The organism is Agrococcus sp. ARC_14, from assembly GCF_022436485.1.
In the GTDB taxonomy this organism is placed as follows: Bacteria; Actinomycetota; Actinomycetes; order Actinomycetales; family Microbacteriaceae; genus Agrococcus.
Genome location: NZ_JAKUDO010000001.1, coordinates 226,216 through 249,996, shown reverse-complemented (window position 1 = coordinate 249,996; position 23,781 = coordinate 226,216). Strand labels below are relative to the sequence as shown.

Annotated in this window: 28 protein-coding genes; 20 read left to right on the top strand and 8 right to left on the bottom strand. The window is 70.9% G+C overall.

Translation table 11 applies throughout. From position 1 onward, the window contains the following. Window positions 1-11: 11 nt before the first annotated feature. Genes MKD51_RS01265 through MKD51_RS01250 form a run of 4 tightly spaced genes read left to right on the top strand, consistent with a single transcriptional unit; the run spans window position 12 to window position 2,328 of the window. A complete protein-coding gene (locus tag MKD51_RS01265) occupies window positions 12-596 on the top strand; it encodes a hypothetical protein (protein ID WP_240237256.1) in 585 nt (194 codons plus the stop codon). Beyond that, on the top strand, window positions 593-850 hold the full coding sequence (locus MKD51_RS01260; RefSeq protein ID WP_240237254.1) for an ABC transporter ATP-binding protein: 258 nt from the start codon (window positions 593-595) through the stop codon (window positions 848-850). The genes MKD51_RS01265 and MKD51_RS01260 overlap by 4 nt, the downstream gene beginning before the upstream one ends. Next, window positions 847-1,446, top strand: coding sequence for a hypothetical protein (locus MKD51_RS01255; protein ID WP_240237252.1), 600 nt, complete (start codon window positions 847-849; stop codon window positions 1,444-1,446). The genes MKD51_RS01260 and MKD51_RS01255 overlap by 4 nt, the downstream gene beginning before the upstream one ends. Before the next feature lie 42 nt (window positions 1,447-1,488). Further along, window positions 1,489-2,328, top strand: a complete 840-nt coding sequence (locus tag MKD51_RS01250; RefSeq protein ID WP_240237250.1) for a sulfurtransferase — start codon at window positions 1,489-1,491, stop codon at window positions 2,326-2,328. Here MKD51_RS01250 and MKD51_RS01245 read toward each other — a convergent pair. Both MKD51_RS01245 and MKD51_RS01240 read right to left on the bottom strand, forming a co-directional pair. Next, window positions 2,315-2,965, bottom strand: a complete 651-nt coding sequence (locus MKD51_RS01245; protein WP_346986719.1) for a response regulator transcription factor — start codon at window positions 2,963-2,965, stop codon at window positions 2,315-2,317. The genes MKD51_RS01250 and MKD51_RS01245 overlap by 14 nt on opposite strands. Then, on the bottom strand, window positions 2,962-4,152 hold the full coding sequence (locus MKD51_RS01240) for a histidine kinase (RefSeq protein WP_240237246.1): 1,191 nt from the start codon (window positions 4,150-4,152) through the stop codon (window positions 2,962-2,964). The genes MKD51_RS01245 and MKD51_RS01240 overlap by 4 nt, the downstream gene beginning before the upstream one ends. 117 nt (window positions 4,153-4,269) lie before the next feature. Between MKD51_RS01240 and MKD51_RS01235 the strand changes: the two genes are divergently transcribed. The 3 genes from MKD51_RS01235 to MKD51_RS01225 all read left to right on the top strand — a co-directional run bounded on the left by MKD51_RS01235 (window position 4,270) and on the right by MKD51_RS01225 (window position 7,053). After that, window positions 4,270-5,019, top strand: coding sequence for a GAP family protein (locus MKD51_RS01235; RefSeq protein WP_240237244.1), 750 nt, complete (start codon window positions 4,270-4,272; stop codon window positions 5,017-5,019). An 80-nt stretch (window positions 5,020-5,099) separates the two neighbouring features. Continuing rightward, window positions 5,100-5,522, top strand: a complete 423-nt coding sequence (locus MKD51_RS01230; RefSeq protein ID WP_240237243.1) for a Fur family transcriptional regulator — start codon at window positions 5,100-5,102, stop codon at window positions 5,520-5,522. 25 nt (window positions 5,523-5,547) lie between these two features. Then, on the top strand, window positions 5,548-7,053 hold the full coding sequence (locus MKD51_RS01225) for a catalase (RefSeq protein ID WP_240237242.1): 1,506 nt from the start codon (window positions 5,548-5,550) through the stop codon (window positions 7,051-7,053). 136 nt (window positions 7,054-7,189) lie between these two features. On the opposite strand, the gene MKD51_RS01220 is transcribed toward MKD51_RS01225, so the two are convergent. Then, window positions 7,190-7,822, bottom strand: coding sequence for a hypothetical protein (locus MKD51_RS01220; RefSeq protein WP_240237240.1), 633 nt, complete (start codon window positions 7,820-7,822; stop codon window positions 7,190-7,192). A gap of 131 nt (window positions 7,823-7,953) precedes the next feature. Here MKD51_RS01220 and MKD51_RS01215 point away from each other — a divergent pair, with 131 nt between their 5' ends. Genes MKD51_RS01215 through MKD51_RS01195 form a run of 5 tightly spaced genes read left to right on the top strand, consistent with a single transcriptional unit; the run spans window position 7,954 to window position 10,703 of the window. Beyond that, complete coding sequence (locus tag MKD51_RS01215) at window positions 7,954-8,673, top strand: hypothetical protein (RefSeq protein ID WP_240237238.1); 720 nt, start codon at window positions 7,954-7,956, stop codon at window positions 8,671-8,673. Between the two features lie 15 nt (window positions 8,674-8,688). Continuing rightward, complete coding sequence (locus MKD51_RS01210; RefSeq protein ID WP_240237236.1) at window positions 8,689-9,294, top strand: hypothetical protein; 606 nt, start codon at window positions 8,689-8,691, stop codon at window positions 9,292-9,294. 7 nt (window positions 9,295-9,301) lie between these two features. Next, the gene (locus MKD51_RS01205; protein WP_240237235.1) at window positions 9,302-9,796 is read left to right on the top strand and encodes a hypothetical protein; all 495 of its coding nucleotides are present in this window, start codon (window positions 9,302-9,304) and stop codon (window positions 9,794-9,796) included. A gap of 23 nt (window positions 9,797-9,819) precedes the next feature. Then, complete coding sequence (locus MKD51_RS01200; protein WP_240237233.1) at window positions 9,820-10,266, top strand: hypothetical protein; 447 nt, start codon at window positions 9,820-9,822, stop codon at window positions 10,264-10,266. Beyond that, on the top strand, window positions 10,263-10,703 hold the full coding sequence (locus tag MKD51_RS01195; protein ID WP_240237231.1) for a hypothetical protein: 441 nt from the start codon (window positions 10,263-10,265) through the stop codon (window positions 10,701-10,703). The genes MKD51_RS01200 and MKD51_RS01195 overlap by 4 nt, the downstream gene beginning before the upstream one ends. A 30-nt stretch (window positions 10,704-10,733) precedes the next feature. Here the strand turns inward: MKD51_RS01195 and MKD51_RS01190 are convergent, their stop codons facing one another. Genes MKD51_RS01190 through MKD51_RS01180 form a run of 3 tightly spaced genes read right to left on the bottom strand, consistent with a single transcriptional unit; the run spans window position 10,734 to window position 13,213 of the window. Continuing rightward, the gene (locus tag MKD51_RS01190; RefSeq protein ID WP_240237229.1) at window positions 10,734-11,297 is read right to left on the bottom strand and encodes a GAD-like domain-containing protein; all 564 of its coding nucleotides are present in this window, start codon (window positions 11,295-11,297) and stop codon (window positions 10,734-10,736) included. 14 nt (window positions 11,298-11,311) lie between these two features. Then, window positions 11,312-12,691, bottom strand: a complete 1,380-nt coding sequence (gene purB, locus MKD51_RS01185) for an adenylosuccinate lyase (RefSeq protein WP_240237227.1) — start codon at window positions 12,689-12,691, stop codon at window positions 11,312-11,314. 9 nt (window positions 12,692-12,700) lie between these two features. Beyond that, window positions 12,701-13,213 carry a low molecular weight protein-tyrosine-phosphatase gene (locus tag MKD51_RS01180; protein WP_240237225.1) on the bottom strand — a complete coding sequence of 171 codons (513 nt, stop codon included), beginning with the start codon at window positions 13,211-13,213 and terminating at the stop codon, window positions 12,701-12,703. Between the two features lie 136 nt (window positions 13,214-13,349). Between MKD51_RS01180 and MKD51_RS01175 the strand changes: the two genes are divergently transcribed. Together MKD51_RS01175 and MKD51_RS01170 are read left to right on the top strand one after the other, a co-directional pair. Next, window positions 13,350-13,628: a hypothetical protein gene (locus tag MKD51_RS01175; protein WP_240237224.1), complete on the top strand. Its 279-nt coding sequence runs from the start codon at window positions 13,350-13,352 to the stop codon at window positions 13,626-13,628. Beyond that, window positions 13,625-15,229 (top strand): hypothetical protein, encoded by a 1,605-nt coding sequence (locus MKD51_RS01170; protein ID WP_240237222.1) that lies wholly within the window; start codon window positions 13,625-13,627, stop codon window positions 15,227-15,229. Before MKD51_RS01175 ends, MKD51_RS01170 begins: the two co-directional genes overlap by 4 nt. A 9-nt stretch (window positions 15,230-15,238) precedes the next feature. Here MKD51_RS01170 and MKD51_RS01165 read toward each other — a convergent pair whose 3' ends face one another. After that, on the bottom strand, window positions 15,239-15,643 hold the full coding sequence (locus MKD51_RS01165; protein WP_240237220.1) for a phage holin family protein: 405 nt from the start codon (window positions 15,641-15,643) through the stop codon (window positions 15,239-15,241). 58 nt (window positions 15,644-15,701) lie between these two features. Here MKD51_RS01165 and MKD51_RS01160 point away from each other — a divergent pair, with 58 nt between their 5' ends. From MKD51_RS01160 to MKD51_RS01140, 5 genes are all read left to right on the top strand, one after another. Next, entirely contained in the window at window positions 15,702-16,760 is a 1,059-nt protein-coding gene (locus MKD51_RS01160; RefSeq protein WP_240237218.1) for a histidinol-phosphate transaminase, read from the top strand. Beyond that, window positions 16,757-17,893 carry a thiamine pyrophosphate-dependent enzyme gene (locus tag MKD51_RS01155; protein WP_240237216.1) on the top strand — a complete coding sequence of 379 codons (1,137 nt, stop codon included), beginning with the start codon at window positions 16,757-16,759 and terminating at the stop codon, window positions 17,891-17,893. The genes MKD51_RS01160 and MKD51_RS01155 overlap by 4 nt, the downstream gene beginning before the upstream one ends. Next, complete coding sequence (locus MKD51_RS01150) at window positions 17,890-18,864, top strand: alpha-ketoacid dehydrogenase subunit beta (RefSeq protein ID WP_240237214.1); 975 nt, start codon at window positions 17,890-17,892, stop codon at window positions 18,862-18,864. Before MKD51_RS01155 ends, MKD51_RS01150 begins: the two co-directional genes overlap by 4 nt. Before the next feature lie 18 nt (window positions 18,865-18,882). Further along, window positions 18,883-20,169 carry a dihydrolipoamide acetyltransferase family protein gene (locus MKD51_RS01145; RefSeq protein ID WP_240237212.1) on the top strand — a complete coding sequence of 429 codons (1,287 nt, stop codon included), beginning with the start codon at window positions 18,883-18,885 and terminating at the stop codon, window positions 20,167-20,169. A 161-nt stretch (window positions 20,170-20,330) separates the two neighbouring features. Beyond that, entirely contained in the window at window positions 20,331-20,879 is a 549-nt protein-coding gene (locus MKD51_RS01140; RefSeq protein WP_240237210.1) for a hypothetical protein, read from the top strand. A 117-nt stretch (window positions 20,880-20,996) separates the two neighbouring features. Here MKD51_RS01140 and nadE read toward each other — a convergent pair whose 3' ends face one another. Continuing rightward, entirely contained in the window at window positions 20,997-21,830 is an 834-nt protein-coding gene (nadE, locus tag MKD51_RS01135; RefSeq protein ID WP_240237208.1) for an ammonia-dependent NAD(+) synthetase, read from the bottom strand. Window positions 21,831-21,951: 121 nt separating this feature from the next. Between nadE and nhaA the strand changes: the two genes are divergently transcribed. Continuing rightward, the gene (gene nhaA / locus MKD51_RS01130; RefSeq protein ID WP_240237199.1) at window positions 21,952-23,781 is read left to right on the top strand and encodes a Na+/H+ antiporter NhaA; all 1,830 of its coding nucleotides are present in this window, start codon (window positions 21,952-21,954) and stop codon (window positions 23,779-23,781) included.

Sequence of the window (23,781 nt, the reverse complement as noted above, 5' to 3'; positions counted from 1 at the left end):
TGAGGAGAGCCGTGACCGCCACGCCGACCGCCTCGCAGGGGCTGCAGCACTGGCATCTCCCTGCGCTGCGAGCCGTCCCCGCCCTCGTCGTCGGGCTGCCGCTGCCCTTCATCCAGCTGCACGCGCCCGTCGTCGGGCTGATCGCGCTGGCCGTGCTGCTGGCGGGCACCGGCGTCGCCATGTGGCTCGGGCGCCGCAGCGTGCCGGACGGCACCGGCCGCTGGCCGGCTGTGGTGGCGGTCTGGTCTGCCTTCGTCGCACTCGTCGCGGTCGTGCTCGCGATCGTGGCGCCCACCGCCACGCTGCTCGGGCTCGCGGTCGCGCTGTGGGCGATCCCGGCAGGGCTGGTCGAGCTGCAGGGATGGGCACGGATGCGGTCGGTCGCCGAGCCGCGCACCGTGCAGCTGCGGCGCGACTGGCTGGCCGTCGGCGGCTTCACGGTGCTCCTCGGCCTGGTCTTCGCGTTCCTGCGCGACCCCGTCACGCTCGTCGGGCTCCTCGGCGCCTACGCCGTCATCGTCGGCGTCTTCCACGCGGTCGCGGCACTCTCCGCTCGCCCGGCCCGCACCACCACCACACAGCGGAGCGACGCATGAGTGACCCCCAGCAGCCCGAGCCCACCAGGCGCCAGAAGCTGAAGCCCTTCGAGTACCTCGTCTTCGCCGGGGGCGTCGGCATCTTCGTCGGCTTGGTGATCCTGCTCGCGGTGCGCGACATCACGCTCACGCTCATCTTCGGCGGAGTCGGCTTCATCGCGACGCTGCTGCTCACCGCCACGCTCATGCTCGCCGTCAAGCCCAAGGGGCGCTCGGCGGCCGAGCTCGACAAGCGCGAGGGCTTCGACCAGTGAGGCGCGCCCCGCTGCTGGCGGTCGGGCTGCTGCTGCCTGCGCTCGTGCTTGCCGGCTGTGGGACGACCACGACGCAGCGGCCGGGGGTCTCGCAGACCCCGACAGGCGAGTCGGCCCCCGCCGACCAGGCAGCGCCCGCCGGCCCGCACCTGGTCGCAGAGGGACGCGTCTTCGATCCCTTGGCCGACGACGTCGACCCTGACAGCGACTGCGAGGGCGTCGCAGGGCGCGATGCGGTCGAGGTGTTCGACCGGGCCGCCTGGCCGGCGCTCGACGTGCCCGCCGGCGAGGCCACGCTGACCTGCGGCAACGCATCCGGCGCCGGCTGGCGGCACATCGCCGACGGCCACACGGGCGACTTCGGCGAGCTCGCCGACCTGGTCGATGCCGAGTGGGAGGACGTCGCGTGGTTCGCGATCGACCGCGCGCTCGAGCAGCCGACGCAGGTCGAGGCCTACCGCGACGACATCGTCAACTACGACGTGCTCGTCGAGTACGTCGACGGCGAGCGGGCCTCGCGCTCGTGGATGGTGACCGTCGGCGTCGGGCTCGGCTCCGGCCAGATCATCACCTCGTTCCCCGACGAGCAGCACTAGCGCTCGCCGTCCATCGCGCCGAGCCTCTGCGACGATGAGGGCATGCATGCTCTCGTCACGGTCGATTGGCTCGTCGAGCACCTGGCAGCCGACGCCCTCGTGGTCGTCGACGCCAGCATGGCCCCGCCCGGCACCGACGATCCCCTGCCGACCGACGGCATCCCAGGCGCCGTGCGCTTCGACATCGGCGGCACCATGTCACGGAGCGATGCGTCGGATGGGCTGGGCCCAGTGGGCGTGCACGACATGCTCGCACCCGCCGACTTCGAGCGCGAGCTGCGGGCGCTCGGCATCCGGGCGGGCGATCGCGTGGTCGCCTACGACGCGGCCGGCATCTTCTCGAGCGCCCGCGCCTGGTGGATGCTCCGCGCCGCGGGCATCGAGGCGGCCGTGCTCGACGGCGGCCTGCCCGCGTGGGTCGATGCCGGCCAGCCGCTCGCCCCGGTCGCGGCCTCGACCGGGCTCGAGGGCGATGTGACGGTGGCGTGGGATGCGTCGGCGCTCGTCGACGCGGAGGTCACGGCCACCGCGCTCGCCACGGGCACCGCTGCGGTGCTCGACGCCCGCTCGCCGAGCCGCTTCACGGGCGACGAGCCCGACCCCAGGGAGGGCGTGCGCGCCGGGCACATGCCGGGCGCTCTCTCGCTGCACTACGGCGCGCTCGCCCCCGCCGGCCGCATGCTGCCGATGGACGAGCTCGGCCGGCGGCTGCAGGCGGCGGCGGGCGACCGCCCGATCATCGCCAGCTGCGGCTCGGGCGTGACCGCCTCGGTCGTCGCGCTCGCGGCGACGCTCGTGGGCCGCGAGGCCACCGTCTACGACGGCTCCTGGTCGGAGTGGGGTCACGCAGGCTCGGGGCGACCGGTCGTCACCGGCGACTGAGCCCCGCCTCGCGCGCGACGATCGAGGCCTGCAGCCGGGTCGAGCAGCCGAGCTTCGCCAGCACCCGCGAGACGTGGGTCTTGGCCGTCGCCGCGCTGATGCCGAGGCGCGTCGCGAGCTCGGCGTTGGACAGGCCCTCGCCGAGGCACGCGAGCACCTCGCGCTCGCGCTCGGTGAGCTCGACGACCCCCGGATGCGCGGTGGCCGTCGCGGGCTCGGGGGTCGCGGTGAAGGCGTCGAGCACGCGCCGCGTCACCTCCGGTGCCATCACACCCTCGCCGAGCGCGACACGACGGACGGCATCGACGAGCGTCGGCGCATCCGCAGACTTCAGCAGGAAGCCGGCGGCGCCCGCCCGCAGCGCGCCGAAGACGTAGTCGTCCAGATCGAAGGTCGTGAGCACGAGCACCTGCGCGAGGCCCTCGGCGACGATGCTGCGAGTGGCCGCGATCCCGTCGGTGCCGGGCATGCGCACATCCATCAGCACCACGTCGGGCCGCAGCGCGCGAGCCTGGCGCACCGCGGCGGCGCCGTCGCCGGCCTCACCGACGACGGCGATCCCGGCCGACTCCAGCAGCAGCCGCAACCCGCCACGGATCGCCTCGTGGTCGTCGGCGATGAGCGCTCGCGGCGTCATCCCTGCAGCGGCAGCGTCGCCTGCACGGTCCATCGCGCGTCTCCTTCCGGTCCCGCGGTGAGCTCGCCGCCGAGCGCGAGCGCGCGTTCGCGCATCATCCGCACCCCGAGCCCCGCCGAGGGCGGTGCCGCGCGCGGCGTCGACGCATCCATCGCCGACTCGACCCGCAGCAGGAGCATGCCGGCGGTCGCGGTGTCGGGCGCGGCATCGGCGCTGACGCGCACGACCGCGCTGGCGCCGGGCGCGTGCTTCATGGCGTTGGTGAGCGACTCCTGCAGGATGCGCCCGGCGGCCTGGTCGATCGCGACCGGCAGCGCGGGCGCCTCACCGACGAGCTCGACCTCAAGCCCGCGCGCCCGAGCACGGTCGAGGATGCCGGCGGCTCCGCTCAGGCGGTCGGGTGCGGCAGGGGCCTCGCCGCCGGAGCGCAGCACCAGGATCATCGAGCGCATCTGCTCGAGGCTGCGGATGCTCGCGGTGCGGATGGTCTCGAGCGAGGAGCGCGGCGGTGCGGGAGCGGCGAGTGCCGCCTCGGTGTGGATGGCGATGGCGGAGAGCTCGCTCGCGATGGCATCGTGCAGGTCGCGGGCCATGCGGCCGCGCTCCGCCTGCACGACCTCCTGCTGCGCCAGGGCGGCGAGCCGTTCGAGGTCGTCGGCGCGCTGCGCCTCGAGCGCCGCGCGGGCGCGCTCGCGCTGCACCGCGAGGCCCCACCAGTAGGGCGTGACGATGATGGCGACCAGCTGGATCGCCGTCAACGCCGTCACCCTGGGGTCGCCGGTGAGCACGAGCACCACGGCGGTGCCTCCGACCACCAGCGTGGCGACGATCACCAGCAGGGCCCGACGGCCGCGATCGCTCGCGTGCATGGCGGCGCTGTAGATCGCGTCGACGAGCACCAGCAGCATGCCGAGGCCACCGCCGAGCGCGAGATCGACGGCGAACAGCATGGTGGCCGCGGCGAGCACGGTGAGCGGCATGCGGCGCTTGGCCAGCAGCGTCAGGCAGCCGAGCAGCAGCAGCGCGACCTGCGGCCAGATGCCGAGCCCCGGCTGCACGAGCGGCTGCCCGATGATCGGCACGTCGAGCGCGAGCAGCAGCAGCCCGACCGCCAGCAGGACCGCCGAGTTGAGAGGCACGGCCCACGCGCGGATGCGCGCCGGCACGAGCTCCAGCAGGCGAGGCATGCACTCATTCCAGCACGACTGCCCGACTGCCGCGTCACCCGAAGGAGGTACGACGCATTCGCCGAGACACCTCGTTCGGCCGATGCGCGCGAGCGCGCCGCTCGCGAGGCTCGAAGCATGGATCTTGAGACGCTGCTCCCGCTGGTCGTGCTGGCGCTGATCGACAGCCTGAGCATCGGCACGCTGCTCGTGCCGGTCTTCTTCCTGCTGGCGCCGGGCGGGGTGCGCTACGGCCGCGTCACGCTGTACCTGCTGACCATCGCCGGCTTCTACTTCGCGGTGGGCGTCGCGGTCGCGAGCGGCGCCGGGTGGATCGCCGATGGCCTCGAGTCGATCGGCGACAGCAGCCCGGTGACCTGGCTGCAGCTGCTGCTCGGCGTCGCGCTGCTGGCCGGCGCGCTGGTGTTCGGCAAGAGCGCGCCGAAGCCGGGCACGCCGGAGGCGGAGGCGATCCTGAACCGCCCGGCGGGCAGGCTGGCCCGCTGGCGCGACGCGGCGATGGGCGATGGCGGCGCTGTCGCGCTCGTCGGCGTCGCGGTGGGCGCGGGCGTGCTGGAGCTCGCGACGATGCTGCCCTACCTCGCCGCGATCGGCATGCTGACGACCGCCGCGCTGCCGCTGCCGCAGCTGCTCGCGGTGCTGGCCGGCTACTGCGCCGTGATGATCGCGCCCGCGCTCGTGCTGCTGCTCGGCCGTGCGCTGCTGCGAGGCGCCGTCGAGCCTGCGCTGCAGCGGCTCGCCCGGTGGATGCAGCTCAACGGTGCGGAGAACACGGCCTGGATCGTCGGCATCGTCGGGTTCCTGCTGCTGCGCGACGCGGCGTCCCGGCTCGCGCTCTTCGAGCAGCTCGGGGTCGTGATCGGATGAGGTGCGTGCGGTCGATCGCGACGCCGCGCCGCGCGAGCGTGGTCTTTTGATTCATTCACGATAAGCGATACGGTGAGGGCATGACCGAGCGCGACACCGAGCTGCTGCGCGAGCACGGGCTGCGTGTGACGCAGGGCCGCCTCGCGGTGCTCGACCAGCTCGAACGACTGCCGCACGCCGACGCCGAGAGCGTGCACCGCGCGCTCGTCGCGGCCGGCAACGACACGAGCGTGCAGTCGGTCCACAACGTGCTCGGCGACCTCGCGGCCGCCGGCCTCGTGCGCCGGTTCGAGCCCGAGCGCTCTGCTGCGCGCTACGAGCGGCGCATCGACGACAACCACCACCACGCGGTCTGCGCGCGCTGCGGCAAGGTCGAGGATGTCGACTGCGTCGTGGGCGAGGCCCCCTGCCTGCACGCCGATGCCCCTCCGGGCTTCACGGTGCGGACGGCAGAGGTCACCTTCGTCGGCATCTGCGCCGACTGCGCACAGACCGCCACCTGAGACACGACACGAAACGGAGCGAGACATGACGACACCCACCACGAACAGCGTCGGCACCCCGATCGCGAGCGACGAGCACTCGCAGAGCGTCGGCGCCGAGGGCGCCATCGCGCTGACCGACCACTACCTGGTCGAGAAGCTCGCGCACTTCAACCGCGAGCGCGTGCCGGAGCGCGTCGTGCACGCCAAGGGCGGCGGCGCGTTCGGCTCCTTCGTCACCACGCACGACGTCTCGCAGTACACGCGGGCCGCGCTCTTCCAGCCGGGCGTCGAGACCGAGATGCTCGCGCGCTTCTCGACCGTCGCCGGCGAGCAGGGCAGCCCCGACACCTGGCGCGACCCGCGCGGCTTCGCGCTGAAGTTCTACACCAGCGAGGGCAACTACGACCTGGTGGGCAACAACACGCCCGTGTTCTTCATCCGCGACGGCATCAAGTTCCCCGACTTCATCCACTCGCAGAAGCGCCTCCCGGGCAGCCACCTGCGCGACAACGACATGCAGTGGGATTTCTGGACCCTCTCGCCCGAGTCGGCCCACCAGGTGACCTGGCTGATGGGCGACCGCGGGCTGCCGAAGTCGTGGCGCCAGATGGACGGCTTCGGCTCGCACACCTACCAGTGGATCAACGCCGCGGGCGAGCGCTTCTGGGTGAAGTACCACTTCAAGTCGAACCAGGGCAACGACTTCCTGCCCCAGGCCGAGGCCGACGAGCTCGCGGGCTCGGATGCCGACCACCACATCCGCGACCTCTTCACCGCCATCGAGCGCGGCGACCACCCGAGCTGGACGCTGCACGTGCAGGTGATGCCCTACGAGGATGCGAAGACCTACCGCTTCAACCCCTTCGACCTGACGAAGGTGTGGCCGCACGCCGACTACCCGCTCATCGAGGTCGGCCAGATGACGCTGAACCGCAACCCCGAGAACTACTTCGCGCAGATCGAGCAGGCGGCGTTCAGCCCCGCGCACTTCGTGCCCGGCATCACCGGCAGCCCCGACAAGATGCTGCAGGCGCGCATCTTCAGCTACGCCGACGCGCACCGCTACCGCGTGGGCGTCAACCACGCAGAGCTGCCCGTCAACCGCTCGAAGGCCGAGGTGCACTCCTACGACAAGGAGGGCCAGATGCGGCACGGCTTCCGCGCGGCGGACCAGCCGGTCTACGCGCCGAACTCCTTCGGCGGGCCGGCGGCGGATGCGGCTGCGGCCGGTGACGACGCGGGCTGGGTCTCCGACGGCGAGCTCGTGCGTGTCGCGCACACGCTCCACCCCGAGGACGACGACTTCGGCCAGCCAGGCACGCTCTACCGCGAGGTGCTGACGGACGAGGAGCGCGCCCGCCTGGTGGCGAACATCACCGGCCACGTCGGCGGCACGCGCGTGCCCGCGATCCGCGAGCGCGCCATCCAGTACTGGAAGAACGTGGACGCCGAGCTCGGCGCGCGCGTCGAGGCCGGCCTGACGCCCATCACGGAGCCGCGCACGCGCCTCGCCGGAGAGCCCGAGCCCGCGCCCGTCGGCACGACGTGATCGCGGTGGCGGGCACACGGCCCGCCTGACGCTCTCGGCATCCTCAGGGGTGTCGACGGATGCGTCTGCACGCGGCCCGCGCTGGTTCCGACCGGCGCGGGCCGCGTCGCTCTCTGCGGAGCGCGACCCGCAGGTGCTAGAGCGGGCGCTCGGCGAGCACGGCCTGCGTCTGCTCATCCACGAGCATCTCGACCGCGTCGCCCGTGATCGCCGCCTTGATGCCGAGCGGCAGCGCCAGGACGCGCGCGGCAGCAGGCCGCGCCATGGCCACCTGCCAGAGGGGCACGACGACGACGTCGTCGAGCGTCCAGGGCTCGCTCCGCTCCACGCCGAGCAGATCGATGAACCAGCCGGAGTCGCGATCGTCCCGCCCGGGGGAGCGGGTCATGATGAGCCGGTCGTGCTGCTCCCAGCCCTTGACTGCCTCGACCGTCTGGTTGAAGCGCACGTCCTGCGGCATGCGGTTCGCGGCATTCAGCACGCGCACGACGCCGTCGCTCGCCTGGAGCGCGAGGCTCAGGTCGGTGGTCCGGTCGTTGAAGGCATCGCCTGCGTAGTCCGGCGTCTCGAGCACGAACCCATCCGTCTGCTCGGTCATGACGATCGGGCTCCAGGTCGACCAGACGAACAGCCCGTCGCTCCACTGGCCGCGGATGTCAGCGAACCGGGCGAGCAGCGCGTCGATCGCGCCCTGCAGGTCTGGGACGGCGCTCGCGGAGAGCGAGCGCCCGTCGACGGAGATGGTGGTGGTCGTGGTGGTCGGCGTCACACATGCACCGTACCCGGGCCGCCGAGCGAGGCGGATGCGCGGTCGCGGCCATGCTGGGCAGTTCTCCCCATCGCACCTTCGGCAGCGAGGCGCTTCACTTGCATTGCAGGATTGATGAGAGGTGGTGTGTCTTGGCACTGACAATCCCGGGAGAGCTCGTCTGGGTGCTCGAGATGCTCGACTACGAGTGGCCTCCGCTCGACGAGGACGAGATCCATCGCGCCGCGGAGATCACGCGCACGTTCCGCGAAGATCTGATCGGCACGATGGAGGAAGCGAGCTCGCGCATCAACGACGATGTGCCTGCAGCCTTCAAGGCCGGCGCGGCGAAGAACTACACGGAAGCGTGGAACGAGACGCGCGAGCAGCACATGCAGCAGCTCGTCGACCTGCTCGACCCGGCGGCGACCGGCATCGACATCCTCGCCGACGCCGTGCTCGCGCTCAAGGTCAAGGTCATCGCAGAGCTGGTGATCACAGCGGCGCAGATCGCGGCCGCCATCGCCACTGCGGCCTTCACGTTCGGCCTCAGCGCTGCGGCCAACGTCGCGATCATCGCGGCGCGCAAGGCAGCGCTCAAGATCGCGACCAACATCGCCATCGACGCGCTGGTCGGCCAGATCCTCTCCATGCTCATCGAGCCCCTCACCGAGGGGGCGCTGGCGCTCATCGGTGCGATCTCCGATGCACCGATGGTGAAGGGCGCAATCGGCGAGGTCAGCGAGTTCCAGGCCGACTTCGCCGCGCTCGAGCAGGCCGCGGGCGACATCGACTCGACCGGCGGCGACCAGGAGAAGGTCGGCTCCGAGTACATCTCCCAGATCACTTCGCTGCAGATCATCCAGGGGTAGGCGACCATGGCGACAATGAGGAAGCTCGGTCAGGACGTGATCGACGCGCTCGAGAAGGCGGGCAAGGACTTCGCCGACTCGATGGGGGACCGCTCGAAGCTGCAGAGCCGACGTCTGCGGGAGATCATCGAGGAGACGCGCAACCGCGATGAGATCCTCGCGCACCAGCAGCGCCGTCCAGATCGGCCCGACCCGCACCGGGCGCCAGACCCCTCGACCCCCAACGCGGATGGCCTGGACGCGCCAGAGGTGAACCGCGGCGACCCTGCGGAGTTCGGCGACGCCGACAGCTCGCGCTACCGCGACAACTACGCGAACGATCCGGACAACGTGGATGCGGCCGCCAACAACGTCATCCACCACGCCGTCGAGCAGCAGATCCTGCGCCGCTATCCCGACATCGACATCACGCCTGGCCAGATGCATTCGAGCGAGAACCTTCGCGGCATCCCCAGAGACATCAACGGACCCCTGCACCTGAGCGGGATCCGTCGCATGTGGAACCAGTTCTACAATCACTACGAGCGGCTCGGCGTCGATCCGACACCGGAGCAGCTGCTCGACTACGCGACGTTGATCGACGACGCGCTGGGCGACCTGTTCGACCCGCCCATCCGATAGGAGCGCGATGTACCACCGCTTTGAAGCCGAAGTCGCCGGCGGGCTCGGCCCCGGCATCGATTACAACGGTCGGCGCGACCCTGCGTTGATCGGTCCCCTGCACTACGAGTTCGCTGGCTGGCTCGGTGACGACATCGTGACGACCTCGGGATTCTGGCTGGTGACGGGCGAGCTCGCCGAGGCGCTTCGCGCTTCCGACCTGACCGGGTTCGAGTTCGCCGAGGTCGTCGTCACGAAGGAGGCGCAGTTCGACATGCTTCCGACGCCGCGCCCGTTCCCCGCGGTCTGGGAACGACTCGTGCCGACAGGGACTCGCGACGCTGGCGCCGACCTGGTGCTGGAGAGTCGGGTGGATCTGCTGGTGAGCGATGCTGCGCTGGCGCTGCTGCAGAGCTTCCAGATCACGGAGGCGTTCACGACCTCCGCCGACGAGCCGCCCTTCCAGAGCGACATCATGGCCGCGTTCCTCCAGCAGCAGCGGGCCAAGGGCAACGCGGTCTGAACCGCCGAGACCAGAGAGCACTGATGACCACGAAACTCACGGGCGAGATCGCCTCGTATGCCGAGCTGATCGGCGCTGCCAAGGACGACGCACGAGTGCTCGCCAAGATGCAGGCCTCCCCGCACTTCCGCGAGCAAGCGCCATTCCTCGACCCCGACTCTGGCGCGACATGGATCGTCGTCGAGAGTGCGAGCGACGGCGTGCGCATGCAGTTCCGCGACGGCGCGCTCGCGAAGGCCTCGTTCGAGGTCGCGGGCAGCGCGCATCTCGATGCGCATGGAGAGGCTGAGCACCTGATCTCGGGACTCGACCTGTCGACTGCGTCCAAGGAGGCAGTCGTCGAGCAGCTGGGAGCGCCGGCCAAGCGCGGCCGGACGTCGCTGCAGTACGTCATCGATGGCGTGACGCTGACGGTCGCGTTCCTGAACGACCGTGTGCGCGCCGTGACGGTCAGCGACGGGAAGCGTTGATACCCACCGGGGAGATCGCACGGTTCTTCGCGCTGCTCGGTGCTGCGCGAGGCGACGATCGGGTGCTGCAGCTGCTGCAGACGCGCGCAGATTTCCGCGAGGGAGAGGCGTTCACAGAGCCAGGCAAGGCCGAGACGTGGGTCTCGATCGACAGTGTTCCCGGTGGCGTCTCGCTGCGGTTCCTGAACGGGGTGCTCGACCGGGTCGTCATCCACGCACAGGACGAGGCTTGGTGGGAAGCGTACGCGAACCCGACCGACCTGATCGCCGGGCTCGACCTCTCGACTGCGACGAGGGAGGACGTCCTCGGTGTGCTGGGCGTGCCGTGGAAGTCCGCTCCGAAATACGTGAAGCACCGTATCGGCACGCAATACCTGCACATCTCCTTCCTCAACGAGAAGATCTCACGCATCGTCGTGATGGCGAAGCCGCGCTGATCGCGCGGATCGAGCGTCGCCCGGCCGGCCTTAGTGCAGGATGGGCCCCTGCCGGTCGAGCATCGCCTCGACTGCGGGCAGCGCGGGTCGCAGCGCCAGCGCAGCGGCGCCCGCCTCGCGATCTGCCGACCGCAGCGTTGCCGGCACGAACGCCTCGTCGTAGGCAGGCACGCCGAGCCGCTCGAGCGCCTCGGGGTAGGGCGCCCAGTCGAATGCGCGCGCCAGGTGCCGTGCGCCATGCTGCGCCGTCAGCCGCACGAGCGTGCGCGGCCGGGAGCCCAGTCCGACGGCGGCGTGCTTGCGCAGCAGCAGCCCGGTGACGCCGCGATCCGGCTCCCAGGCGATCACGTCTGCGAGCGCGGTCACCATGATCGGCACGGCGGGGCCGGCGCCGATGATCTTGCCCATCAGGTTGCCGATGCGCGCCTCGTAGGCGCCCGGGTCGATGACGCGCACGAAGCCCTCGCCGAAGGATCCGTAGCCGTACCGCTCCCACAGCTCCACCATCTCCTCCGGTACCAGTCCGGCATACGCCTCGATGGTCGTGACCGCGACCGGCGAGTGGGGCACGAAGTCGGGGATGTCGAGCATCATCGCTGCGGCGCTTCCTACGGCAGGCGGTCGACCAGCGCGCTCGCCACGCCCGTGTACGCACCGGGCGTGAGACGACGCAGGCGCTCCTTGGCCGCATCCGAGATGTCGAGTCCGTCGACGAAGGCGACGAGCTGCTCCTGCCCGACGCGCTGCCCGCGCGTGAGCTCCTTGAGCTGCGCGTAGGGGTCGGCGATCGACGAGCTGCCGGCCAGCACCTCTGCGCGGATCACCGTCTGGATCGCCTCGGCCAGCACCTCCCAGTTGTCCTCCAGCGCGGCGTCGAGGGACGCATCCGAGACCGCGATCTCGCTCAGGCCGCGCGTCAGGTTGTCGAGCGCCAGCAGGGAGTGGCCGAGTGCGACGCCGATGTTGCGCTGCGTCGACGAGTCGGTCAGGTCGCGCTGCAGGCGGCTGGTGACGAGGGTCGCCGACAGCGACTCGAGCAGCGCCGAGGCGATCTCGAGGTTGGCCTCCGCGTTCTCGAAGCGGATCGGGTTGATCTTGTGCGGCATGGTCGACGAGCCCGTGGCGCCTGCGACCGGGATCTGCGTGAACGTGCCGAGCATGATGTACGTCCACACATCGGTCGCCAGGTTGTGCAGGATGCGGCCGGCGTGCGAGATCGCGCCGAAGAGCTCTGCCTGCCAGTCGTGCGACTCGATCTGGGTGGTGAGCGGGTTCCAGGTGAGGCCCAGGTGCTCGACGAAGGCGGATGCGGTGGCCGGCCAGTCGGCGTCGGGCTCGGCCACGACGTGGGCCGAGAAGGTGCCGGTGGCGCCCGAGAACTTGCCGAGCACCTCCACGGCCTCGATGCGCGTCGCCTGCCGCTCGAGCCGCCATGCGACCACCGCGAGCTCCTTGCCGAGCGTCGTGGGGGTCGCCGGCTGGCCGTGCGTGAGGGAGAGCATGGGGCGCTCGCGCTGCTCGAGCGCGAGCTCGCGCAGGCGGTCGATGATGCCGCGGAAGGCGGGCATCCAGACCTCGGCGACCGCTGCCCGGATCGTGAGGGCGTAGGAGAGGTTGTTGATGTCCTCGCTCGTGCAGGCGATGTGCACGGCCTCCGAGAGGCGCTCGAGGCCCAGCTGCTCGAGCCGGTCGCGCACGAGGTACTCGACGGCCTTCACGTCATGCCGGGTGACGGCCTCCTTCTCGGCGAGCCAGTCGATCTGCTCCTGGCCGAACTCCTTCGCCCAGTGCCGCAGCGCATCCGCATCATGCGTCTCGACCGGGGTCGCGCCGAACAGGCCGCGCTCGGCCACCCAGAGCAGCCACTCGACCTCGACGTGCACCCGCGCGCGGTTCAGGCCCGCCTCAGAGAGGTGCTCGGCGAGCGCAGACGTCTGCCGCTGGTAGCGGCCATCGAGGGGGGAGAGGGGCTGGATGGGCAGGGGCATGGGGCTCCTTCAGGGGCGCATGGCGGGCTGGATCTGGCGGAACAGCCTGCCGACGGCGGTCTCGATCTGGTGCAGGACGGTGCCGAAGAAGGCGTCCTCCGAGTAGTAGGGATCTGGCACGTCCTGGACGGTGGCATCCGGGTCGAACGAGAGCAGCAGGCGGATCTTGGAGTGCTGCTCGTCGTTGCGCGCCAGCGAGCGGAGCGCGCGCTCCTGCCCGCGATCGAAGGCGATCACGAGGTCGAACGAGTCGAGCCACTTCGCCTTGAACTGCTTGGCGCGATGCGCGACGGCGTCGTAGCCGGCGTCGGTGAGCGCGGCGAGGGTGCGCGGGTCGGCGGTCTCGCCCACGTGGTACTCGCTGATGCCGGCGCTCGCCACCAGCAGGCGGCCGGCGACACCGTGCTTCTTGGCGAGGTGCTCGAACACGGTGGCAGCCATCGGGGATCGGCAGATGTTGCCGGTGCAGACGAAGCAGACGCGGAAGCGCGTCGCATCGGCGAACTCCCGGTCGATGGTCACGGCTCCATTCTGGCAAACCTGGAGCCCCATCGGTGCTGCGGGGTCGAATGCAGCGCGCCGCGCTCTCCACAGCTCGGCCGGATGCTCGAGCGGGCGAGCGCGGCGTGGTGTCACCGTGCGCTCGGAGGTGGCGGACATGACGACGACGGATGCGGCGGCTGCGGCCGCGCTGGCGCGCGCGGCGCAGGCCAGGGCGAGCGCCGTGGGCGAGGCGCAGGAGGCGATCTGGGCGGCGCGGCGGGCGGCCGCGATGCTCGAGGAGGCCGCCGAGCTGGCGGTGCTGCGCGGCCAGGAGGCGTGGCTCGGCCCCGCGCGCGACGCCTTCGACGCGCGCGGAGCGAGCGTGCAGGCGCAGCTGCGCGGTCAGGTCGAGGAGCTGCATCGGCTGCGGCTCGCGATCGAGGGCGCGATATGAGCGGCTGGGGCGGCGCCGGGGGCTCGTTCGGCGGCTGGGGCGCCGGCGGCGGCTCGTTCGGCGGCGGGAGCGCTGCCGGCGGCGGCGGTGCCTTCGGAGGGCACGGGAGCGGGTTCGTCGGCAGCGGCGGCACGTTCGCGGCCGCTGGCGGCAGCAGAGGAGGCAAGCTGCGCGCGTGGGATCCATCGGTCACCGGCATCGCCTGCGCACAGCTGCGTGACGCGCAGTGGCGGGCGCAGGGTGCCGTGCAGGCGCTGCGCTCCGCCCCAGACCTGCGCGTGTCGGCGGCGCCCGGGGTGCTGGCAGGCGACCTGCGCCGCTGCGGGGACTGGCTCGACGAGTGTGCGGCGACCGCGCAGCAGCTGGCCGATGATCTCGGCCGGCTGCACGACGACACGCTGCTGGCAGGCCGCTGCTACGAGTGGGCGTCGGATGCGGTGCGGCACCTGATCGAGGAGGTCGCGGGCGGCGGCGCCTCCGCGCTCGGCGCCGCCGTGCGCGCCGCGGCATTCGCGGCCGCACCCTGGGCGATCGCCATCGGGCTCGTCGCCGTGCCGCTGGCGGCCAGGCTGGTGCTCATGCACCCGCCGCTGCTCGCGCGGATCACCGCGCAGGCACAGGCGGCGGGCGTCTCGATCGAGGCCTTCCTGCAGCAGACCTCCGGATTCTGGGAGCGCGCGGGCGAGGTGCTGATGGCCAACCCGGTGTTCGCGAGCGCGCTGGCGCTCGCGGTCGAGTCGACCGACGAGGCCCTCGCAGGGATGCTCGGGATCCCGGCGCCGATGGCGCGAGAGCTGGAGGCGGCGGTGGGCGACGACGAGGTGTTCGGCCTGGTCACGCTCGCGGGAGCGGCAGGGGCGGGGCTGCTGACCGGAGGGGGTCGCGTGCAGGCCGTGTTCTCACGGCCGGTGGCGCCGCCCGCCGAGCCGATCTCCGATCCCGCGGAGGCGATGCGCATCATCATCGAGCAGGACGAGCAGGTGACGATCTACGCGTTCGAGATGGAGGACGGGTCCACCCGCTACCAGGTGTTCGTGCGCGGCACCCAGACGATCGCGCCGTCGGGCTCCTCCGGCCTCGACATGCGCGCGAACCTCGAGAACGCCGGCTCGCTCGACAACGTCAGCGGACTGGACGGGCAGCTGCACGGCTCCGACGCCGCGGTCGCCGAGGCCATGCGCGAGGCCGGCATCCGACCGGGCGACGCGGTCGACATGTTCGGCTTCTCGCAGGGCGCGGGGGCGGTGGCGAACGTGGTGGCGTCAGCCGAGTTCGACGTCGAGACGGCGCTGCTCGTCGGCGGGCCGGTGCGCGCCGCAGCGCTCACGGATGGCGTGACGGTCTTCAGCATCGCGCATCACGGCGACGTGGTGCCGCCGCTCGACGGCTGGGCAGATGGCGAGGGTGTGCACACGACCATGGTCGAGAGCGCGGGAGGGCACGGCACCGGCCCGATCGCGCGGCACTCGGGTCTGGAGTACGTCGACACGCTCGAGACGGTCGACGACTTCGTCCTGCAGGACTACCGGTCGCGGCTCGAGGCGGCGACCGCCGGAGGTGTCGGCACCGCTGGGGTCAGCGTGCACCTGCGGCGGAGGTGAGCGTGGGGCTCACCTTTCCCGCGGGCGCTCCTTGCCGAAGATCGGTCGGGTCACGATCGTGATGAGCCAGGTGAGGAAGGCGATGCAGACGGCCGCGAGCATGCCCCACCAGAAGCCGTCGACCCGCAGGCCGTAGCCGACCGCCTCCGAGATCCAGTGCACGATCATCAGCAGGAAGGCGTTGACGAACAGCGCGACGATGCCGAGCGTGAGGATGTAGAGCGGGAACGCCACGACGCGGATCAGGTTGCCGATCGTCGCGTTCACCAGCGCGAACACGAGCGCGACGCCGAGCGTGGTCAGGCCGACCTGCCACCACTGCTCGCCGACCGGCACGATGTGGATGCCACCGATGAAGAGCGTGACGAGCCAGATCGCGATGGCGGTGAACACGACGCGGAGCAGGAAGCGCATGCCCTGATTCTCGCACCCATATCCCCGAGCGAGCCGAGAGTCGCAATAGCCTGAGGCCGTGACTGTGCGACTTCGACCCGAGATCGCGGCGGTACCGCCCTACCAGCAGGGGCGGCCCGCGCCGCAGGGGGGCTACAAGCTCTCCAGCAACGAGAACCCCTTCCCGCCGCTGCCGGCGGTGGTGGAGGCCGTCAAGCGGGAGGCGGAGCGCGTCAACCGCTATCCGCGGCCCGGTGCCCCAGACCTGCGCGCGGCGCTCGCCGCGGAGCTCAGCGTCGACGTCGAGCGCGTCCTCATCGGCGATGGCTCGGCCTCGCTGCTGCAGCAGCTCATCCACGCCGTGGCGGGTCCCGGCGACGAGGTGATCTATGCGTGGCGCTCGTTCGACGCTTACCCGCTGTTCGTGCGGATGGGTGGCGCGACGCCGATCGAGGTGCCGGTGGATGCTGACCACGCGCACGACCTCGACGCGATGGCCGACGCCATCACCGAGCGCACCCGCGCCGTCATCGTCTGCAGCCCGAACAACCCCACGGGCACGATCGTCGATCGCGAAGCGCTGGATGCGTTCATCGCCCGTGTCCCCGCCGACGTGCTGATCATGCTCGATGAGGCATACATCGAGTTCGTGCGCGAGCAGACCGTCGACGGCATCGCGCTGCAGCGGGCGCACGACAACCTCGTCGTGCTGCGCACATTCTCCAAGGCGCATGGACTCGCAGGCCTGCGCGTCGGCTACGCGGTGGGCGATCCGGCCGTGCTCCGAGGCGCCGACATGGCGGGGGTGCCGCTGTCGCAGACGGCGCTGGCCTCGGCGGCCGCGATCGCGGCGCTCGAGCACGTCGGCGAGACCTTCGCCCGCATCGAGGCGCTCGCCGATCAGCGCGACGCCCTCTGGCAGCGCCTCGTCGACGCAGGGGTCGCCGTGCCGAGGCCCTACGGCAACTTCTTCTGGATCCCGTCGAGCCCCGGGCAGGAGGACGCGATCCACGACATCCTCGACGCCAACCGCATCGTGGCGAAGGTGTTCACGGATGGCACGCGCATCTCGGTGGGCGAACCCGCGGCGGACGAGCACATCCTCGCCGCGGCCACGGCGATCCAGGCGCTGCAGTGACGGCAGCGGCCGTGACCGACCCCGCAGCGGCGACCGAGCCCATCCGGCTGCTCGACGCCGACGGCCGGCTGGTCGAGACCGACGCCAACGCCGAGTGGCGTGAGCTCGCGGCGCAGCTGAGCACCGAGGATCGCCTGGCGATGCACGGTGAGATGGTGCGCACGCGCCACTTCGACATCGAGGCGGGCCACCTGCAGCGGCAGGGCAAGCTGGGGCTGTGGGTGCCGTCGCTCGGTCAGGAGGGCGCGCAGGTGGGGGCCGCGTGGGCCGCGCGCGATCAGGACACGATCTTCCCCTCCTACCGCGAGCACCTGCTGGCGCTGCACCGCGGCGTCACGATGAACCAGATCATCGACATCTTCCGCGGCGCCCGACACGGCGGCTGGAATCCGCTCGAGACCCACGGCATGCGCATCTACTCGCTCGTGATCGCCACGCACGCGCTGCACTCGACCGGCTACGCCATGGGCATCACCCTCGACGGCAAGGCCGGCACGGGAGACGCGAGCATCGACGAGGCCGTGATGGCCTTCTACGGCGATGGCGCGGCGAGCCAGGGCGACGCGAGCGAGGGCCTCGTCTTCGCGGCGAGCTATGAGGCGCCCATCGTCTTCTTCGTGCAGAACAACAAGTGGGCGATCTCAGTGCCGTCGACGCGGCAGAGCCGCTTCCCGCTGCACGAGCGCGCTCGCGGCTTCGGCGTCGACGCGGCCTGGATCGACGGCAACGACCCGCTCGCGAGCTTCGCGGTGACGAGGCGGATGCTCGACGCGGCCAGGCAGGGATCCCCGGGCTACATCGAAGCCGACACCTACCGCATGGGCGCGCACACCACGAGCGACGACCCCACCCGCTACCGCTCGAGCGACGAGGAGGAGTCGTGGCGGCGCCGCGACCCCATCGCCCGGCTCGCGGCGCACCTGCGCGAGCGGGGCGTCGACGATGCGGCGCTCGCGCAGCAGGCGCAGGAGGCCGCCGACCTCGCGAGCGACATGCGCCGCACGACGCTCGCTGCCGACACCGCTGCCAGCGACGACATCTTCGACTTCGTCTACAGCGAGCCGCATCCGCTCATGACCGAGCAGAAGCGCGCGCTCGCCGACTTCGAGGCTGGGTTCGGGGGCGACGCATGAGCACGACCATGCCGATCGCCAAGGCGCTGAACTCGGCGCTCCGCGAGGCCATGCGCGCCGACGAGAAGGTGCTGCTGATGGGCGAGGACATCGGCCCGCTCGGCGGCGTCTTCCGCGTCACCGATGGCCTGCACGCCGAGTTCGGCGGCGACCGCGTGCTCGATACCCCGCTGGCGGAGTCGGGCATCATCGGCACCGCGATCGGCCTCGCGATGCGCGGCTATCGTCCGGTGATCGAGATCCAGTTCGACGGCTTCGTCTATCCCGGGTTCGACCAGATCGTCTCGCAGCTCGCGAAGATGACCGCCCGGCACCGCGGCGCCGTGCGCATGCCGGTCGTCATCCGCATCCCCTACGGCGGCCACATCGGCGCGGTCGAGCACCACCAGGAGAGCCCGGAGGCGTACTTCGCGCACACCGCCGGCCTGCGGGTGGTGAGCCCTTCGACCGCCAACGACGCGCACTGGATGCTGCGGCAGGCGATCGAGAGCGACGACCCGGTGGTCTTCCTGGAGCCGAAGTCGAAGTACTGGTCGAAGGGCGAGGTGCTCGACGCGCCCGCGACCGAGCTGCATGCATCCGTCATCGCGCATCCCGGCACCGACGTGACCCTCATCGGTCACGGCGCCATGGTGCACGTGCTGCTGCAGGCGGCGCAGATCGCCGAGCGCGAGGGCACCTCGTGCGAGGTCGTCGACCTCCGCTCGCTCTCGCCCATCGACTGGGCGCCGCTGGTCGAGTCGGCCCGGCGCACGGGCCGCGTCGTCGTCGCGCAGGAGGCGCCGGGGCACGTCTCGGTCGGCTCCGAGATCGCGGCGACGATCGCGGAGCGCGCCTTCTACTCGCTCGAGGCGCCGGTGCTGCGGGTGTCGGGCTTCGACACCCCCTTCCCGCCCGCGCAGCTGGAAGACATCTACCTGCCTGACGCCGATCGCGTGCTCGATGCGGTCGATCGCGCCATGGCCTACTGACCCACGCAAGGAGTCCCCATGCAGGAGTTCCGACTGCCCGACCCGGGCGAGGGCCTCACTGAGGCCGAGATCGTCACCTGGCGCGTCAAGCCCGGCGACACGGTGCACGTCAACGACGTGCTGCTGGAGGTCGAGACGGCCAAGTCGCTCGTCGAGCTGCCGAGCCCGTTCGAGGGCACGGTCGAGGCGCTGCTGGTCGAGGAGGGCCAGACCGTCGAGGTCGGCTCGCCGATCATCCGCGTCTCGGGCGGAGATGCGGATGCGGTGGAGACCGCGCAGGACACCGCCGACACCGTCGAGAAGGATGAGGATGGCGGTGCCGTGCTGGTCGGCTACGGCGTGCGCGGGGGTGCGGAGACCCGCCGCCGCAAGCCGAGCACCGTGCGCGATGTGCCGGCACCCACCCAGCCGGTCAGGCCCGCATCGGTGCCCGCGGCATCCGCATCGCCCGTGATCGCGAAGCCCCCGACCCGCAAGCTCGCGAAGGACCTCGGCGTCGACCTCGCCGCCGTGATCGGCTCGGGCCTCGCCGGCGAGGTGACGCGCGACGACGTCGTGCAGGCCGCCAAGCAGGCGAGCGTGTTCCGCAACCTCGAGACGCCCTCGTGGGCGGGCGGCCGCGAGGAGCGGATCCCGGTGAAGGGCGTGCGCAAGGTGATCGCGCAGGGAATGGTCGACTCGGCGTTCACGGCGCCGCACGTGTCGGTCTTCACGGATGTGGATGCATCGCGCACGATGGAGTTCGTCAAGCGGCTGAAGGCCTCGAGCGAGTTCGCCGACGTGAAGGTCTCGCCGCTGCTGATCATGGCGAAGGCGATCCTGTGGGCCATCCGCCGCTCGCCGCAGGTGAACTCGACGTTCACGGGTGACGAGCTCGTCGTGCACCACTACGTCAACCTCGGCATCGCCGCGGCGACGCCGCGCGGCTTGCTGGTGCCCAACGTGAAGGACGCGCAGGACATGTCGCTGCTCGAGCTCGCGACGGCGCTGCAGGAGCTCACCGCGACGGCACGCGAGGGCCGCACGCAGCCGGCCGACATGCAGCACGGCACGATCACGATCACGAACATCGGCGTCTTCGGCATGGACAGCGGCACGCCGATCCTGAACGCGGGAGAGACCGGCATCATCGCGCTCGGCACGATCCGGCAGAAGCCGTGGGTGGTGGATGGCGAGGTGCGCCCGCGCTGGGTGACGACCGTCGGCGGCTCGTTCGACCATCGCGCGATCGATGGCGATGTGATCAGCCGCTTCGTGGCCGATGTGGCGTCGATCCTGGAGGAGCCGGCGCTGCTGCTCGACTGAGGCACCGCCGATTCTGCAACGGCGTGTGCGAATCCACCCACCTGCAGAGGCCCGCGCCAAAGAGAAGCGGACACCGATCGGTCAATATTGCGTCAGCCCGGTGTAGTGGAATCCGCTTCCACACAGAAGCGGGCGCAATCCGCGACACTTACGATTGCGGTATGGAACCGGATGCGATGTTCGTTTCGACTGTCACAGGTCTAGCGGCGCTCGGTGGTGCGGTCGTTGGTGGGGCTGCGACGATCGTCGCGCAAGTGCTCGCTGCGAAACACGCCGCCACCCGCGAGCGCGAAATGTCGCTAAGTCACCATCGTTACTCGGCATACCTGAAAGCTCTCGACTATGCGATGTCGTTGGCCCAACACGTAGACAAGAACGGTCAGCAACTCATCGAGTTCGCGTCGCAGGATTCTGCCCGTGATGAGCGAGAGTACGAGGTTGGGTGGCGTGGAGAAATCCTAGATTCAGATAGCGCACGGGCGAAGTCAGCATTCGTGGAGCTCGGAATGGTTGCGCCCGAATCAGTCCGCCATGCAATGCGACAACTAATTGATTCGCTTCAACGATACCGTTCTACGGCGGAGGGACTTGTGGAATCACCGTCTCATGGCGCTACGAGACTGGAGCAGGCCCGGGCGGATTTCGCCGCAGATTACGACGCGCTGCTCGAGGAGATACGTAAGGACGGTCCGTTCGGTCCGATCCTGTGAACATTAAGAGGGTGAGTTTCCACGAAGTGTAGGCAATCAGTCGCTTCGTCGCCGGCTTGGCCTCGATTCCAGGGGCGCCTGCGCTGCTGCAGGTTTAGGGCCTCAGCTCCCACCAGTTCAGCGCCACCAGGCGTCGTCCGGGCCCGGCGGCAGCTGGCGCTTGTGCTCGGTGCGGTCGTACTTGGCGACGATCTCCTGGGCGACGGCGTCGTCGACGGGCTCCCCGCGCAGGAAGGCGTCGATCTGCTCGTAGCTGAGCCCGAGCTCCGCCTCATCGGCCTGGCCCGGCGTGCCGTCCAGCAGGTCGGCGGTGGGCTCCTTCTTCCAGAGCCGCTCTGGCGCCTCGAGCAGCCGCAGCAGCTCCTTGCCCTGCCCCTTCGTAAGCCCCGAGAGCGGCAGCAGGTCGGCGCCACCGTCCCCGTACTTCGTGTAGAAGCCGGTGACCGCCTCCGCCGCGTGGTCGGTGCCGAGCACGAGCAGTCCGAGCTGCCCGCCGATCGCGTACTGCGCGATCATCCGGGCCCGCGCCTTCACGTTGCCCTTGTGGTAGTCGCTCACCTCGCCGATCGCCGCCTCCACCGAGGCCTCGAGCGCGTCGACGCCGGGCTTGATGTCGACGACCGTCTCTCGATCCGCGCCGATGAACTCGAGGGCGAGCTGCGCATCCGCCTCATCCCGCTGCACGCCGTAGGGGAGCCGCACCGCGACGAACGTCGCCTCGCCGCCGGCCTCGCGCACGCGCTCGACGGCGAGCTGCGCGATGCGCCCGGCGAGCGTGGAGTCCTGGCCGCCGGAGATGCCGAGCGCGAAGCCCTTGGCGCCGCTGGCACCCAGGTAGTCGACGAGGAAGCGGATGCGTCGCTCGAGCTCTGCGGGCGGGTCGATCTGGGGGCGCACGCCGAGGGCGGCGATGATCGCCGACTGCCGGGTGCCGATGGAGGAGGTCGCCATGGCTGCGAGCCTACGCTCGCCGTGTTGCGCGAGTGTTGCGGGGCGGAGGTGCCGGAGTGAGGGGCATCGGCAGGGCCTGCTCGCGCCGCGGACGGCTGGCTATTCTGAGCGCGGAGGCATCATGAGAGACGAAGCGACCCGTGCACGCTGGTTCGCTCGGCTGCGCTCGGAGAGCGGCGGCGCGATCATGCTGCTCACCGTCACAGCGATCGCGCTGCTGCTCGCCAACTCGCCCCTCTCGCAGTCGTACGCCGAGTTCTGGGAGACCCCGCTGGTCGTCGCGCTCGGCGAGGAGCGGCTCGAGCTGAGCCTGCACCACTGGGTGAACGACGGGCTGATGGTGCTGTTCTTCCTGCTCATCGGGCTCGAGGTGCGACAAGAGCTCGCGGTCGGCTCGTTGCGCGATCGCACGCGGGCGATCGCACCGCTCGTGGCGGGCGCCGCGGGCGTCGCGCTCCCCGCGCTGCTGTTCCTCGTCATCGCGGGTCGCGACGCCCCGCAGGCGTGGGGCGCCGTGGTGGGCACCGACACCGCGTTCCTGCTCGGCACGCTCGCGCTCGTCGGCCCGTCGATGTCGAACCAGCTGCGCATGTTCCTCCTCACGCTCACCGTCGTCGACGACTTCCTCGCCGTGCTGATCGTGGGCGTCGTCTACTCCGATGACGTGCGCATCTGGCCGCTGGTGATCGCGGCCGCGTGCCTCGTGCTGCTGTGGCTGCTGGGCAGGCTGCGCGAGTGGCGCACCGCGCCCTACGTGCTCGTGGTCGTCGTGCTCTGGCTCGCCACCCTGCTCTCGGGCATCCACCCATCCATCGCCGGCATGGCCGCGGGGTTGCTGATCCCCTCCTTCGCACCGGATCGGCAGGGCGTGGTGCGCGCCAAGCGCCTGTTCGTCTCCTACTGGCAGTCGCCGGAGGCGTCGGTGGCGCGCGACGCCCAGCGCGGGCTCTCTCGCTCGATCGCGGTGAGCGAGCGCTTCTCGAACGCCCTGCGCACGCCGGTCTCGCTCGTGATCGTGCCCGTCTTCGCGCTCGCGAACGCCGGCATCGACCTGCGCGGCGACGCGATCCCCGAGGCGATCGGCTCCTCGGTGATGTGGGGCATCGTTGTCGGGCTCGTGGTCGGCAAGCTGGTCGGCATCGCCGGCGGCACCTGGCTGATCGTGCGGTTCGGATGGGGTCGGCTGCCCGACGGGGTGGGCTTCGGCAGCGTCATGGGTGGCGCCGCGCTCTCGGGCATCGGCTTCACGATGTCGCTGCTGATCGTGGGCCTCGCCTTCGACACGGCCGAGGAGCGCCGCCCTGCCGTCGTCGGCGTGCTGCTGGCCATGGTGCTCGCAGGCCTGCTGGGCTGGCTGATCTTCGCGGTCGCCCGCCGCCGCTTCGGCGAGACGGCTGCCGACCTGCCGCTCACGCTCACACCAGCCGTGCATGAGCACGATCATGCGCGCGGGCCCGCGGATGCGCCGCACACGGTGGTCGAGTACCTCGACTTCGAGTGCCCGTTCTGTGCCGAGGCGACCGGCATGTGGCGCCAGGTGGAGGAGCGCTTCGGCGACCGCGTTCGCTACGTCGTGCGCCACCTGCCGATGGAGGATCTGCACCCGGCGGCCTGGCGATCGGCGATCGCCGCCGAGGCGGCAGGCAGGCAGGGCCGCTTCTGGGAGATGCACGACCTGCTGTTCGCGAACCAGTCGGCGCTGGGGCCGCGCGACCTGCGTCGCTACGCGGGGCAGCTCGGGCTCGACCTCGAGCAGTTCGAGGCCGACTGCGAGGACGACCTGCTGGCGGGGCGCGTTCGGCTGCACGCGCAGAGCGCTCACGACAGCGGTGCGCGCGGCACGCCCACCTTCTTCATCGACGGCGTGCGGCATCGCGGGCCGCACGACGCGCGCACGCTCATCGCCGCGATCGAAGCGATCGGCGCGCAGCCGCGCACCATCGGCTCCTGA